This is a genomic window from Luteibacter sp. UNCMF366Tsu5.1, assembly GCF_900119235.1.
In the GTDB taxonomy this organism is placed as follows: Bacteria; Pseudomonadota; Gammaproteobacteria; order Xanthomonadales; family Rhodanobacteraceae; genus Luteibacter; species Luteibacter flocculans.
In genome coordinates this window covers 412,585-427,851 of record NZ_FPIS01000003.1, presented here as the reverse complement: position 1 = coordinate 427,851, position 15,267 = coordinate 412,585, and the positions used below count along the sequence as shown (strand labels likewise).

The 15,267-nt window shown below is 62.3% G+C and carries 10 protein-coding genes; 5 read left to right on the top strand and 5 right to left on the bottom strand.

Going from position 1 to position 15,267, the window contains the following annotated elements:
• Position 1: 1 nt before the first annotated feature.
• The 3 genes from kdpB to kdpF are packed head-to-tail and all read right to left on the bottom strand — an operon-like array spanning position 2 to position 3,975.
• Positions 2 to 2,074 carry a potassium-transporting ATPase subunit KdpB gene (kdpB, locus tag BT115_RS15615; RefSeq protein WP_072323535.1) on the bottom strand — a complete coding sequence of 691 codons (2,073 nt, stop codon included), beginning with the start codon at positions 2,072 to 2,074 and terminating at the stop codon, positions 2 to 4.
• A gap of 3 nt (positions 2,075 to 2,077) precedes the next feature.
• A complete protein-coding gene (gene kdpA, locus BT115_RS15610) occupies positions 2,078 to 3,886 on the bottom strand; it encodes a potassium-transporting ATPase subunit KdpA (RefSeq protein ID WP_072323534.1) in 1,809 nt (602 codons plus the stop codon).
• The gene (gene kdpF, locus BT115_RS15605) at positions 3,883 to 3,975 is read right to left on the bottom strand and encodes a K(+)-transporting ATPase subunit F (protein WP_072323533.1); all 93 of its coding nucleotides are present in this window, start codon (positions 3,973 to 3,975) and stop codon (positions 3,883 to 3,885) included. Before kdpF ends, kdpA begins: the two co-directional genes overlap by 4 nt.
• A 353-nt stretch (positions 3,976 to 4,328) precedes the next feature.
• Here kdpF and BT115_RS15600 point away from each other — a divergent pair, with 353 nt between their 5' ends.
• The 4 genes from BT115_RS15600 (at position 4,329) to BT115_RS15585 (ending at position 12,237) form a co-directional block, all read left to right on the top strand.
• On the top strand, positions 4,329 to 4,694 hold the full coding sequence (locus BT115_RS15600; protein ID WP_072323532.1) for a BlaI/MecI/CopY family transcriptional regulator: 366 nt from the start codon (positions 4,329 to 4,331) through the stop codon (positions 4,692 to 4,694).
• Positions 4,691 to 5,857 (top strand): M56 family metallopeptidase, encoded by a 1,167-nt coding sequence (locus tag BT115_RS15595; protein WP_072323531.1) that lies wholly within the window; start codon positions 4,691 to 4,693, stop codon positions 5,855 to 5,857. The genes BT115_RS15600 and BT115_RS15595 overlap by 4 nt, the downstream gene beginning before the upstream one ends.
• A 46-nt stretch (positions 5,858 to 5,903) precedes the next feature.
• Positions 5,904 to 7,406 carry a serine hydrolase gene (locus BT115_RS15590; RefSeq protein WP_218184772.1) on the top strand — a complete coding sequence of 501 codons (1,503 nt, stop codon included), beginning with the start codon at positions 5,904 to 5,906 and terminating at the stop codon, positions 7,404 to 7,406.
• A gap of 535 nt (positions 7,407 to 7,941) precedes the next feature.
• On the top strand, positions 7,942 to 12,237 hold the full coding sequence (locus BT115_RS15585; RefSeq protein ID WP_072323530.1) for an RHS repeat-associated core domain-containing protein: 4,296 nt from the start codon (positions 7,942 to 7,944) through the stop codon (positions 12,235 to 12,237).
• A 47-nt stretch (positions 12,238 to 12,284) separates the two neighbouring features.
• Here BT115_RS15585 and BT115_RS15580 read toward each other — a convergent pair whose 3' ends face one another.
• Positions 12,285 to 13,130 carry a hypothetical protein gene (locus BT115_RS15580; RefSeq protein ID WP_072323529.1) on the bottom strand — a complete coding sequence of 282 codons (846 nt, stop codon included), beginning with the start codon at positions 13,128 to 13,130 and terminating at the stop codon, positions 12,285 to 12,287.
• Positions 13,131 to 13,246: 116 nt separating this feature from the next.
• Positions 13,247 to 14,272 (bottom strand): SDR family oxidoreductase, encoded by a 1,026-nt coding sequence (locus BT115_RS15575; protein WP_072323528.1) that lies wholly within the window; start codon positions 14,270 to 14,272, stop codon positions 13,247 to 13,249.
• Between the two features lie 90 nt (positions 14,273 to 14,362).
• Here BT115_RS15575 and BT115_RS15570 point away from each other — a divergent pair, with 90 nt between their 5' ends.
• The gene (locus BT115_RS15570; RefSeq protein WP_072323527.1) at positions 14,363 to 15,256 is read left to right on the top strand and encodes a LysR family transcriptional regulator; all 894 of its coding nucleotides are present in this window, start codon (positions 14,363 to 14,365) and stop codon (positions 15,254 to 15,256) included.
• Positions 15,257 to 15,267: the final 11 nt, after the last annotated feature.

Here is a 15,267-nt window from a genome sequence, read left to right as displayed (position 1 = left end):
TTCAGGCCAGTCCGAACAGGACCAGCAACATGTCGATCAACTTGATGCCGATAAAAGGAACCACGATGCCGCCGAGCCCGTAGACGAGCAGGTTGCGGCGAAGCAGCGCGCCTGCGCCCAAGGCGCGATAGGCCACGCCCTTGAGCGCGAGCGGGATCAGGAAAATGATGATCAGCGCGTTGAAGATGACCGCCGAGAGAATGGCGCTCTGCGGCGTCGCCAGATGCATCACGTTGAGCGCATTGAGCGCGGGATAGGTCGTGGCAAATGCGGCCGGGATGATCGCGAAGTACTTCGCGATGTCGTTGGCGATGGAGAACGTCGTCAGCGAACCACGGGTGATGAGCATCTGCTTGCCGATGGCAACGATCTCGATCAATTTGGTCGGATTCGAATCCAGATCGACCATGTTGCCGGCTTCCTTCGCCGCCTGCGTACCGCTGTTCATCGCCACCGCCACGTCGGCCTGCGCAAGAGCCGGTGCGTCGTTGGTGCCGTCGCCGCACATCGCCACCAGGCGGTTCTCGGCCTGCATGTCGCGGATGTACTTCAACTTGGCTTCCGGGGTGGCTTCCGCGAGGAAGTCATCGACGCCCGCTTCGGCAGCGATCGCGGCAGCGGTGAGGGGGTTGTCACCCGTGATCATCACCGTGCGGATGCCCATCTTGCGCATCTCGGCGAAGCGCTCCTTGATGCCCTCCTTCACGATGTCCTTCAACTCGACCACGCCGAGCGTGAGCGACCCGTCGACCACGATCAGCGGGGTAGCACCACGCCGGGCGACGTCCTCGGCCATGCGCTTGACCAGCGGCGGGAGATGGCTGTCCTGCGATGCCAGGTAACGCTCGACCGCGTCGATCGCGCCCTTGCGGATGTGGCGCGTACCGACGTCCACGCCGCTCATGCGGGTCTGCGCCGTGAACGGAACGAACGTCGCCTCGCGGTCCATCCGGTGGTTTTCCGGCCGGCTCCCCTGCTTCGACGCCAGCGTGACGATGCTGCGGCCTTCCGGCGTTTCGTCGGCACGGGACGCCAGCTCGGCGGCTTCGGCCAGCTCGCGCTCTTCGATGCCCGGCGCCGGGTGGAAAGCGACGGCTTGGCGGTTACCGAGCGTGATCGTGCCGGTCTTGTCGAGCAACAGCACGTCGACGTCACCCGCGGCTTCGACGGCGCGGCCCGAGGTGGCGATGACGTTGGCGCGGATCATCCGATCCATGCCGGCGATGCCGATGGCCGAGAGCAACGCGCCGATGGTGGTAGGGATCAGACAGACCAGCAGGGCGATCAGCACCGTGAGCGTGATCGGATTGCCGGCACCCGCGGCTTGCACGCTGTAGATCGAGTACGGAAGCAGCGTGGCGCAGGCCAGCAGGAAGATCAGCGTGAACTTGGCGAGCAGAATCGTCAGCGCGATCTCGTTCGGCGTCTTGCGACGCGATGCGCCTTCCACCATCGAGATCATGCGATCGAGGAAGCTCTCACCCGGGTTGCTGGTGATCCGCATCACGATCCAGTCCGAGAGCACCCGCGTACCGCCGGTGACGGCGCTGCGGTCACCGCCGGACTCGCGAATCACCGGCGCCGACTCGCCCGTGATCGCGCTCTCGTCCACGCTCGCCGCACCTTCGACGATCTCGCCGTCGCCCGGGATGATCTCCCCGGCTTCGACCAGCACGAAGTGACCGGTGCGAAGCTCGCTCGACGGGGTGAACACCACCGCCGCATTGCGATCGGCCGACGCGAGCTTCTTGGCCGCGACGTCGCGGCGGGAACCACGCAGGGCATCGGCCTGAGCCTTGCCGCGACCTTCCGCCAGCGCTTCGGCAAAGTTGGCAAACAACAGCGTGAACCAGAGCCAGAGGCTGACCCAGAAGATGAAACCGGTTGGCGCTTCGCCGTGTCCGGCCAGCGCCTGCACCCACAGGAGGGTGGTCAGCACGCTGCACACGAAGACGACAAACATCACCGGATTGCGGAACTGCATGCGCGGCGAGAGCTTGATGAAGGCATCGCCCAGGGCGCGCGTTACCAGGGCCCGGTCGAAACCGCGCCGTGCCGTAGTCGAGTTATTCATGGATCAGTGCCCCGTAGCGGACATCAGGTACTCGGCGATCGGCCCAAGGGCCAGTGCCGGGAGGAAGGTAAGCGCGCCAACCACGATGACCACGCTGGTCAGCAGGACGACGAAGAGCGGCGTGTGCGTGGGCAGCGTGCCGGCGCTCTCCGGTACGTGACGCTTCGCGGCCAGCGATCCCGCCATGGCGAGCATGGCGATAGCGAGCGGATAGCGGGCGAAGTACATGCAGACCGCCAGAAGCACGTTCCAGAAGGGCGTGTTTGCCGAAAGACCGCCGAACGCACTGCCGTTGTTGTTGGACGCCGAACTCACGGCATAGAGAATCTCGCTGAAACCGTGGATGCCCGGGTTGGCGACACCTGCGACGCCAGCGGGAGTCATGACCGCAATGGCGGTGCAGATGACCACCAGGGCGCACGGCAGCAGCACGGCGAGGCTCGCCATCTTCATTTCGTGAGCCTCGATCTTCTTGCCGAGGTATTCCGGCGTACGACCGACCATCAGGCCCGCGATGAAGACCGCGACCACGGCGAACGCGAGCATGCCGTACAGACCCGAGCCCACACCGCCGAAAATCACCTCGCCCAACTGCATGAGCCACATCGGTACCAGGCCGCCCAGCGGGGTCAGCGAATCGTGCATGGCGTTGACTGCACCGCACGACGCCGCCGTGGTGATCGCCGCGAACAGGCCCGACGACGCGATACCGAAGCGGGTCTCCTTACCCTCCATGTTGCCGCCGCTTTGCAGCGCACTGGCGTGAGCGTCGATCGCGAGCCCATGCAGTGCCGGGTTGCCCGCCTGCTCGGCAGCGACGAGACCGATGGTCAGAGGAATGAAGATCACCAGCATCGTCGCCAGGATCGCCCAGCCCTGCCGCCGGTCACCGACCATCTTGCCGAACATGTAGCAGAGGCCGCCCGGAATCAGGAAGATCGCCAGCATCTCGATGAAGTTCGAGAACGGGGTCGGGTTTTCATACGGATGCGCGGAGTTGGCATTGAAGAAGCCGCCACCGTTGGTACCCAGCATCTTGATCGCGATCTGCGACGCTGCCGGACCCATGGGGAGCACCTGCTCCTGCGTGGTGGCCGGGTGCGTGACCGGCTTGCCGGCCGCATCCAGCACGGGGTTGCCGTCGGAATCCTTGATCGGTTCGTCGTATGTCGTCGCCTGGACCGTCGTCGCGTGCTCGTACGGACGCACGTTCTGGACGACACCCTGCGAAACCAGCACCAGGGTCATCACGAACGAGAGCGGCAGCAGGATGTACAGCGTCGTGCGCGTCAGATCGACCCAGAAGTTGCCGATCGCCTTGGCGCCGCGGCGAGCGAAGCCGCGGATGACGGCAATCAGCACCGCAATGCCGGTGGCGGCAGAAAGGAAGTTCTGCACCGCAAGGCCGACCGCCTGGGTGAGGTAGCTCATGGTCGACTCGCCGCCGTAGCCCTGCCAGTTGGTGTTGCTGGCAAAGCTCACCGCCGTGTTCATCGCCGAATCCGGCGTGATGGCCGCAAAGTGCTCGGGGTTCAGCGGCAGCCATTGCTGGATGCGTTGCAGTACATAGACAGCGAGCATGCCGACCACGTTGAACAACAGCATGGCGAAGGCGTACTTCTTCCACGACATGTCCTCGCCCGGCTCGACGCCCGAGACGCGATAGATCAATCGCTCGAAACGCGCACCGAAGCACGTGACGCCGTTTGGCTGCTCGGCGAACACCATCGCCATGTAAGCGCCCATCGGCTTGACGAGCAGCAGGAGCACGACGAGGTAGACAATGATCTGGAGCCAATCGTTGCCGCTCATTCGAACCACTCCGGCTTGAGAAGCGCCACGACGAGGTAGCAGACAAGCGCCACGGCAATCAGCCCGGCGATGAGATAGGAGATCGTCATATCGACACCCTCACCGCCGTCCGAGACGGTCGCAGATCATGAGGAAGCCGATCGTCGCCGCAGTGAGGACGAGGATCAGAAGGACGTACAGGATTTCCACGGGTTCACCCTAAAGAGGAGCACTGCGGAATTATCGGAGTCGGGAAATATCGGCCGCGTAAGTCGTTTCGCGGGGGGCGTAAATTCCGAGTAAATTTTTTTGCGATGGCGGTTGAGCCGCGCGGCTGGCGCTTGCCCGAGCCCACTGGTCGTTGCCTCGCGCCCGTCACTTCGCCCGCGTGCCCTTTGCTTGCCGCGTTGACATCTACAAATGTAGACGCTACAACTACAACTGTAGACGATGAGGATGGGACATGGAGCGCGTGACCGAAAGCGAGCAGGCCATTCTGGAAGCGCTGTGGGAGCGGGAGCCCCGCACCGCGGCCGAGTTGGCGGAGAAGTTCGAAGCGGAACGGGGTTGGAGCATCAGTACGGTAAAGACGCTGCTGGCTCGGCTGGTCGCCAAAGAGGCGATCCTTTCCGAGCAGGACGGGCGCCGATTTCTTTATCGCGCCGCCGTGGAACGCGATGCGTACGTGGTGAATCAGTCCCGACGCTTGCTCGACAGTCTGTTCGGGGGTCGCGCTGCACCGCTGGTCGCGCATCTGGCGCGGAACGATGCATTGGGTGCAGATGACATCGCCGAGCTCAAGAAGCTGCTGAAGGATCTCAAGCCATGATGTCCTGGATCGCACAGACCTTGCTGGCGTCGACGGTATTGATGCTCGTCGTGATAGCCGTCCGTCCGTTGCGTCGGCATATCGGATCGCCTTGGGTCTATGCGCTTTGGTCGTTGCCGGCACTTCGGCTGTTCCTTCCACCGCTGCCGATGTTGCAAGCCGATGAGGTGGTCGCAGGGCCTTACATGGCTGGCTCTCCCGACATCATCGACGGCGATCTGCTCATCGCGATCTGGCTTGCCGGTGCGGCACTGCATTTCATGTTCCACATCGCGCGATACACGCGCTTCATGCGGCATGCGCGGGCTCATGCCATCAACGGGCGGAACCATCGAGCACGGCTCGTCAGGTACAGCACGGCCGTGGACGGTCCGGTGGCAGGCGGCGTGTGGCGGCGCGTGATCTTCCTTCCCGCCGATTTTCGTCACCGCTTCGACCGTGAGGAACGACGCCTGGCATTGGCGCACGAACTCATGCATCACCGGCGCCACGACGTACCGGTGAACCTGTTTGCCATGCTCGTGTTGTCGCTGCACTGGTTCAATCCGATCGCCCATGTCGCACACCGCTTGTTTCGCACCGATCAGGAACTGGCCTGCGATGCGCAGGTGATGGCCTCCAAGGGACACCGTCATCGCTTTGCGTATGGCCGCGCCTTGCTCAAGGCCAGCGTCGATGTGCCCGGTGAACTCTGCGCATTCAGTGAATATGCTTTGTTGAAGGCGCGCCTGCGCGGCCTCGCCATGCCGTCGACGCGCTCGGCGCGAGTGCTGGCGGGTCTCTTCGTCGGCATGGGTTTCGTCGCCATCGCGAGCGCAGCCACACATCGCATGCCAAGCGCTCCGAAGCATGCGGGTGTCGAAGAACCTCCCGCAAATCCGACTCCGGTGGCTCGCACAAGTGCGACGACAACGGCGACAACGTCGGACAAGGTATCGATTCGGGCGGAGTCATTGCGCATGCCTGTGGCTGCGCGCGAACAGCCCGTGCAGCGGGCGCCCCGCGCCGAACCGGATCTCTCCGCAAGCGAACGGCTCCCGTCTTCCTACGTGCAACAACGACGCGAACTCGGTCTGGCACGCGGCCGCGCCAGGTATGCATCTCCCGCTGAAGCCGCCGCCGCGCGCGGCCGCCCCCTGCCCGGCTCTCCGCCCTTCGGATAACACCTCAGCCGCTGGCTGACCACCTCCCGCCCACGGAGTTTCCCGCATGATTACGATCCCAACCCCCGGCTACCGCTGGGCACGGCATCGCCTTGCCCGCGTTCTACTCGCCTGGCTCTGCCTCGCCCCGATGACGGTGCTCGCCGAACAAGTTTCCCCGACACCCGAAGCGCAGGTCGACGTGTATATGCAACAGCAGATGCGGAAGCTGCGCATCCCTGGCATGGCGATTGCCGTGGTGAAGAATGGGCATATCGTCCTGACGCGACATTACGGTGTCGCAAGCGTCGAGTTCGACCAGCCCGTGCGCGACGACACCGTCTTCGCCATCAACTCGATTACCAAGGCCTTTACCGGCGTAGCAGCCATGCGTCTCGTGCAGAGCGGCAAGCTCGACCTGTCGGCACCCGTCAGCCGCTATCTCGGCGATCTCCCCGAAGCGTGGCGCGCCGTGACCATCCGCCAGCTTTTGACGCACTCGTCTGGCTTGCCGGACATCATGCGCGCTCCCACGGTAGAGACCGATGCCACCGCTGCATGGTCGTGGATCAAACAGCAACCGGTCGTGTTCCCGCCCGGCAAGCGCTTCAATTATTGCCAGACCAATTACACGCTCATCCAGCGTGTACTCAACACGATCGAAGGCCGCGCGCTGGATGCGCCGCTCGCCGAAGAACAGATTCGCCTGGCCGGCATGACGCAAACATCGTATGGCGATGCGTACGACGTCATCATCGGCAAGGCTCCAACCTATCGCTGGATTCTGCCCGGCCCCTTCGTCAATGGTTACAGCGGCGCGCCGCCGGAAGCGCCCCGTGTGCTGAAAGCCGCATCCGAACGATTTCTCCCCTTCCGCCGCGCATCCTCCGGTTTGAACAGCACCGCGACCGACTTGGCACGTTGGTTGGTTGCCATGGCGGACGGACGCCTGCTCGATGCCACGTCCCGCGACCTGCTATGGCAACCCGCGAGCTTTACCGATGGCAGGCCCGGCCAATGGGGGCTGGGTTGGGAAGTTCTGGCACGCGGCACGCATCGCGCGGTAGGCATGACCGGCGGCGGACGCGCCGCGGTGTTCTTCTATCCGGACGATGGCGTGGGCGTCGTCATCCTCACGAACCTGGCCGGCGCGTTTCCCGAGGACATGGTGGACAAGATTGCCTCACTCTACGCACCGACCCTGCCCCTTGCTGGGGTACCGGCACTGCGCATCGCACTGGAAGACCAGGGCTACCAGCACACGCCTGAGGTCGTCGCTGCCATCGAGGCCAAGAACCCACACCTTCGCTGGTCGGAAATGGAACTCAGCGACTGGGCCTATCGCTTGCTCAGTTCAGGGCGCGCACGGGAATCGCTGCCCATCTTCCAGCTCATCGTGACTAAGTTTCCACACAGCGCCGACGCCGAGGACAGCCTCGCGCAGGTCCATCACCTGCTTGGCAATATCAAAGAAGCGATTCGACATTACCGGCGCGAGCTTGAGATCGACCCTTCCGTCGAAAGCGCGCGGCGGCATGTCGAGGAGATGACGCGAAAGGCAGCGAAGTAATAGCGGGGATAAGGAGGCCCGGCGTACGCGGACGATGGGGCTATCAGGCTCCCTCCGATCCTGCGAAGCAGGTCACACGCCGGGTTTAGGATGTAGGAATAACCCTACATACAACGAGGCGCCCCCTTGTTAGGTTCTCGTCAGAACTGAAAGGGGAATCCCAATGTCTTCCGTGCTCAATCGCGCCACGCTGGGCGTGGACGGCCGTTCGCGCGTCTCGTGGCGACCGGTCTACACCTTCATCATTCTTTTCTGGGCACTGCTGACGTCCTTCGCCGCGGCGGCACAGGATCACGTTGTGTGCCCGGGGAACCAGATTAAGATTTACGGCTGGGGTGGCGCGCTATGGGCGGCAGCAAGTCCGAGCTGCCCCGGTGGAGGAGTCTTCGTTTATCCCTCGATGGGCGTTTGGGAGACGACAGTGCGTTCCACCTGTCTTGCATCAGGGGGCGCGGCAAACCTCGCATGAGGAGCCGTCCGCCCTTGCTCTGATCCCGAAGTGGGGGGCTGCGGTCTAGGACCGAATGGCTTTGCCATGGAGCTCTCGTTTGACCATCCCATGGGTTATCGCGCCGATGTCCTTGACGGCGCAGGAGTATTGCCTCAGTGCAAGCGCGGCTACTACGTCGCCGTCCCGGCAGCCGACCCTAACCCAAAACCCGGCAACCCTTGCGATCGCTGCCAAGCGGAGAAAGGGGCTTCGGCATCGGTCGGCGATCCAGCAGATGCACTTTCCGGAAACGAATATCAAGCAAGTACAGACTTCGTCTCTGGCGACGGCCGCTTCACATTCGAGCGCAGCTACAACAACGGCTCAAACCAGACCACGAGCATAGGCATTCGATGGCAGACCGAATATGACGCCCGAATAGAGACCACTTGGAACAGTAGCGACTCGGCCGCATACGCCTCCACCGTCTATGACGCTCCCCAGCAGGCTTGCGAGGAAGGCTGGCTGACGATTGCCGCGGCGGCAAAGGTTGTCTGGCCCGACACCGACGGCGCGACGGCGACCTATCATAGCGATACCACCGCGTGCATGCTTTCGTCCGGCCGACAGCTCCCACTCGCCTTTACAGGTAACAGTGCTGACTATGTTGCGCTTGCCAGCAAAGTACCGAACTTTATCGGCGGTTACGGCGCCGCCACGGTCGCCTTAATGACTGCACGCCGCCCCGATGGCCGGCTCTATCGGTTCACTTGCCAGGATGCTGTCTGTGAAGGCGAAAGCAACGCGGCATTGAAACTAATTCTGCTCGCGACCGCCTATCGGCTAGACCTCGGGAACGGCACCTTCGAGAACTACGACAACGCCGGTCACCTGATCAGCATCGTCGATCGTGATGGATATACGCGGACCGTTACATGGGACGGCGAGCACATGGTCAATGTGACCGATTCGTCTGGCCGGTCTATTGCGTTCACCTATAACAATGACCTCGTCTCGGATGCCGCCTTCCCAGATGGCTCGTCTGCCCATTACACCTATACGAACCGCTACGAACTTCAGTCTGTAACCCGATCGGATGGAACAACCGTTACCTATGGGTACGACGCAGGTATTACCGCTGGCCTGCTCACGTCCATCACGGACGAACTCGGTAAGTCCTACTTGACGATTCACTACGACGCACAAAACCGCGCAGCGGGCGACTTTCTCGCCGGTAATGCAAACGCGACGTCGATCACCTACCCCGATGCCGACAGTTCGGCCGTAACCGATCGGTTTGGAGCGATGCGTACCTATCGATTCACGAGGGTTAATGGCCTTCGTCTCTTATCCAGCATTGATGGTCCGTGGTGCGAGGAGTGTCTCGGATCGAACGTGTCTTATGATGCGAATGGCTATCCAAGCGCCATCACGGATTTCAAGGGAACCATCAAGAAGACCACCTATGGATCAGATGGACTTCTCAGTCAGCAGATTGAAGCATTCGGTTTGCCAGAAGAACGCACCATCCGGATATCGTGGGACACCACCCACCGGGTGCCTCTGACTCGCACGACAAGTGACCATCAGGGCAACATCCTCGAAAAGCACGGCTGGGAATATGACGACGGCGGCAGGGTCACCGCCAGCTGCAAGCTCGATCCCTCGGTAGCGCCCAACTACGTTTGCACCGCCACGGGCGCAACGCCGGCCGGCGTAGCGCGAACAACCTATACGTACTGCACTGCTGCCGACCAGACTACGTGCCCCAGGGTTGGCCTTCTACTCGCGATCGACGGTCCGCGATCCGACGTTGCAGACACGACTTCGTACATTTATTACATGGACACTGATGAGTCGGGCTGCACGACAAGTGGAGGGTCATGCCATCGCATAGGCGACCTCGCTTCGGAAACACATGGCGGTCTGCTCACGACCCATTATCTTTCTTACGACAAGGCGGGGAGACTAACTCGACTGAGAGAACCATCGGGTGTCATCAAGGACTACGGATACAATGCACGTGGCCAACTCGCAAGCGTCTCGGTGCGCACTGCAACGAGTGGTCAAGCCAATGCAAACGATGCGGTCACCACTGTCGAATACGACCCCACCGGTACCGTCCACAAGATAACGGACCCTGACGGCGTAACGACGATCTTCAGCTACGACGACGCCCACCGCCTGACAGACGTAGTGGATACGGCTGGCGCCCGAATCCACTACACCCTGGATTCCGCGGGAAACCGCATCGGCGAGAAGGTCACTGACAGCGCAGGTACTGTGGCGACCGGGCTGAGCCGCACGTTCAACGCCTTGGGCAAGATCGCCACATTGACGGACGGCCTCGGGCATACGCGATTCTCGGCAACGTTTGCCGATAGCTACGACGGTCAAGGCAATCTTGCACACAGTCAGGATGCAATGTCCGTTCAGCACAAGCAGGCGTACGACGGCCTCAACCGTTTGGTGAGCGCGCTTCGCGATTACAACGGAACCAACGTCGCAACCGCCAATACCTCGACGGTGCTTGGGTTCGATGTGCTCGATCGGGTGAGGGGCGTCACCGATCCCGATGGCCTGCTGACGACCTACGACTTCGACGGCCTTGGCAATCCGACCGGCTTGCACAGCCCTGATACGGGCACGACGACGCTCGGCTTCGATTTAGAGGGCAATCCGACCAGTTCAAAAGATGCCGCCAATATCACCACGTCCTCAACTTACGATGCCATTGGCCGCATCCTGAGCACTTCGTATCCAAATTCGTCGTTCGACATTCAGTACAAGTACGACGAAAGCGATGCCGTTACAGCTTGCACAGGCAGCTATGGCGTCGGGCGGCTGACTCGCATTATCGAGAGCAATGCGTCACTCACGTATTGCTACGACCAACGAGGCAATGTCGTCACGAAACGCCAGACTGTCGGCTCGGCGACAACCACAACACAGTATGTATGGACTCGCGGCGACCGCTTGTCTTCCGTCACGACGTCTAACGGGACCATCATAGCCTACGCTCGGAACAGCAACGGGCAGGTCACTGCCGTCACTGCCACGCCCAGCGGCGGTACCAATGCAACCATTGCCGACCACATCACCTATCGCCCGTTTGGTCCCGTCGCCTCTTACGTCCTCGGTAATGGCACGGCGGTGACACGGACATTCGACGCCAACGGTCAGATAAGCGACATCAGCAGCCCCGCGTTCTCATTGCACGTCCGGCGCGATGCAGCGGGGAACATCGTAGCCATTGGTAACGCGGCTGGCGTGGCGCAGCCCACCGAGACCTACGATTACGACCCGCTGTACCGTCTGATGAACGTCAAGGATGGTACCGGCGGCCCAATTGAAACCTACACCTACAACAAGACTGGCGACCGTCTATCGAAGGTAGCGCCCGGGCTTCTCACAGGAAGCTATAGCTACAAGAGCGGTACGCATCAACTTATAGGCATTGGGACCACGACGCGCGAGGTGGACGCTCGAGGCAACACCACGGCCAACGTCATGGCCGGCAGCACACTCGGATTCGGCTACAACCAGCGGAACCGTCTGACCGTCGTGCAGCGAGATGGCGTCACGGTGGGAAGCTATGTCCTGAACGGCTTAGGCCAACGCGTCATGAAGACCGCAGGGGGAAACACTGATCGCTTCGATTACACCGAGGCCAGCCAGCTGCTCTCCGAGTCGACCACTGACACAGCGCGCGACTACGTGTGGCTCGACGACCTACCGCTCGGCATTGTTGATACGCATGACACTGGGACATCGATTGCGTTCGTCGTCGCGGACGTCCTGCAGACGCCCCGCGCAGTGACCGACGCATCGGGCGCGACGCTGTGGAAGTGGGACTATGAGAGCAATCCATTCGGCGAGAAGGGGCCTATTTCGACGAACTGGTACACGCTGAATCTTCGCTTTCCTGGTCAGTATTTCGATGCGGAGAGTGGACTGAATTACAACGTAAATCGGGACTATGAGTCGGCGACGGGGCGGTATACGCAGAGTGATCCTTTGGGGCTCTACGCCGGGCCCAGCGTGTACGCATATGTTAGCGGCAATCCACTGTTGCGAAGCCATCCCTTTGGGCTAGCTGACTACTTGGAAAAATGTGTGGGCCGATACACTGTGTGCAGTTCCAACCAAACTCCGAACGGCTTTACGCCATGGAACTATGTGAAATTCCGCTTCTGCAAAGGCGTAGTAGACATGGGGATTACTACCGGCGACAAAATGTCATCACCTTCGCGCCCCACCGGCACAATAAATGCCTGTGACACGGAGAGGAGATTGTGTCTCGGAAGCCTCGATACAGAAGATCCCTCAGAAAACCCCGACGTGGCAAAGTGCCTCTTAGATTCAATGAAGTGTCAAGCAAAGAGCGGCAAAGACAAGTGAGTCCATTCCGCCCTGTTCGGGCTTCGTAAGCCAACCGCTCGCGCCACTCAAACCGTCCTACCGCCACCCGCGGCCCGCACCAACGCCACCACCCCCAACACATAAGGCATGACCCAAGGAATGGCAGGGATGCCCACAATCATGCCGGGCATCGTGTACCAGTTGTCGGGGAGGTCGGGGTACTGCAGGCCGCGCGTGATCAGGCCGACGATGGCGACGGCGGCAATCGCGACCATGACGGTTGCTGTGCGTTTACCGAGCCAACCTCGGCGGGCGAACGACAGGGCGTAGAAGGCGGTGCTTGCATAGGTGAGCAGTCCCGCGAAGAACAACAGCACGTCGGAGGCGTTTGCCATGGGCGTACCATCGAAGGGCAGATAGGTTTTCGGCTTATGGGCCTCGGTCATGGTCCAGCCGACGAGGATGGCGGCCCATACCAGCTGGATGCACACCGCGAATAGTGCAGTCGCTTGGCCCATCGGTGCCGCGAGCCGGTCGCCGGCTTCACCGCGCGCAAGCGGATCTTTCAGCGACCACAAGCCCAAGCCAAGAAACATCGTCGAGATGAAGAGGATCACGAACCGTTCGTGGTTCATCGCAAGCGTTGCGGCGAACGGTGGCCCGAATCCGGGCATCAGCGTCAGCAGTGCCCAGGGGACGATAAGAAGCAAGCCGGCCAAGGCAATACCGCGCCTGTCCTCGTCGCCGGAGCGCCACGCGGGTAAGAACAGCGAGAGTGCGGCTGCGCCGATCACCACGGGTTGCACGAGGGTCAGCGTTGCCGAGATCACGGGGGAATAGCGCGATGGCACGCCGAAAACGCCGATGGCGACAAGCAGCATGACGAGGAGGACCGGCGCTCCCCATCGACGATGTCCGAGATCGCTAGCCATGCGCGCCACCCCTTTTTGATCCGTCTAAGCTCCCCCCGCGCGGGCCTGCGGTCAACTAGGAGAATGCACGTATATCGATTGGCGGAGCCCAGCTGATCGACCCAGTGAGACCAGGATCATGTCAGGTTCTGCGAGGCAGACGATCGCAGGCGCGCGCCGTCGCTGACGGGCAAGCAGCCCAGACCGCGCAGCGTCGCTTCGACCGCCACCTCCAGCGGTGTATGCGGCGCGCCGTCGAGCAAGGCTTCCAGGCGCGAGCCGTCCATGTGCACCGGCTGTTGCCACAGGTAATGCATCTCCTGCATCTCGCGTAGCGTCGGCACGAAGGGGGCGGCGAGCTTGGTCAGCCACCAGGGGAACGGAGAGACCTTGGGGTCCATTCCGTAGCGCGTTGCCACACGACGGATGGCCTCGATCATCGCTGTACCGTCGGCATCCCAGTGCCCTTCCATGTGAAAACGGGCGAAGGGTTCCAATGCATCGCGCCGCTCGATCAACGCGAGCATGGTCTGCGCCACGTCGGGCAGATACGCCCATTGATGGCCTACGCCGGGCTTGCCGGGTTGCTTGATCGTGCGCAACGGCTTTCCGGGCTGGATCAATCCTTGCGCGAACCAACTGTTGCCGGCCCGCGGTCCGAAGAAATCGCCTGCACGGAGCACGATGGTGCGCGCACCGTGCCGGGTCGCATCGCGCAGTCGTTCTTCGAGCTGCACGCGGATGCGCCCCTTGCGGGTCAAAGGACGCTGCGGCGCGTCCTCGTCGATGTGCCGATAGGCGTCCGGTCCGTAGTTGTAGACGGTCCCCGGCAGGACCACCGTCGCGCGTTCGGCGATGGCAGCGGCGACGGTGTTATCGACCATTGGCACGACTTGTTCCGCCCAATGTCGGTAACCCGGAGGGTTCACGGCGTGGACGATCACGGCGCATCCCTTCGCCGCATCCAGCACGTCCTGACGCTCCATCGCGTCGCCCCGCAGCCAAGTGAGGCCGTCGCGCTGTTCCGTCTCCGCGGAAAGGCCGCGCTTGAGGGCAAGCACGTCCCAGCCGGTATCGCGTAATTGGCGGGCGACTTCGCCGCCGATGCCGCCGCTTGCACCGAGGACCAGCGCGCGGGAGGGTGGTGAGGGAATGGCTGACATCGACGTTCTCCACGAGAGGTGTGTCCAGCTTCCACCCCGGCATGCCCCCATGGAATTGCCTAACTTGTCCTAGCTGCTATACATTTTCGTATGACCAAGGGTATCGAGTGGGAGCACTACCGCACGTTCCTCGCCGTACTGACCGAGGGGTCGCTGTCGGGCGCGGCGCGCCGCCTTGGCATCGCTCAGCCCACCGTGGGCCGCCACGTCTCCGCGCTGGAAGCGGCGTTCGGGCAAGCCTTGTTCACCCGGACCCAGGCGGGGCTCGTGCCGACTGAGACCGCCCAAGCGCTGCGCGGGTACGCCGAGTCCATGCAACACATGGCGGCGGCACTCGAACGCGAGGCGCTGAGCCAAGGCGAAGGCATACGCGGCAGCGTGCGTATTTCGGCGAGCGAAGTGATTGCCGTCGAGGTCCTGCCAGCGGCGCTGGCGCGCCTGCGCCGTGAGCATCCTTTGCTCGCCATCGAACTGGTGCCGACCAATCGCGTACAGGACTTGCTGCAACGCGAAGCGGACATTGCCATCCGCATGACGCCGCCGCAGCAGGACGCACTGGTCGCGCGCCGCATCGGCACGATCGAGGTAGGCCTGTTCGCGCGAGACGACTACCTGGCGGCGTACGGCGCGCCGGCGACGCTCGATGAACTGCCGCATCACACGCTCATCGGCTTCGATACCGAGACACCGTTTGTGCGTTCCGCTCAGGTGCGGCTTCCGTTCTGGCATCGCGATGCATTCGCCCTGCGCTGCGACAGCGACGTCGCGCATCTTGCGATGATCCGTGCCGGCTTCGGCATCGGCGCCTGCCAGTCGGCGATCGCGGCTCGTGATGCACGGCTGCAACGCGTGCTGCCTGACGCGTTCTCCTTCCCGCTCGACACCTGGGTGACGATGCACGGCGACCTGCGTGGCAGCCGTCGCTGCATGGTGGTGTTCGATGCGCTCGCCGCCTGCATGCAGGCGCATGTCGATAGCGAATGAGTGGGGTCAAA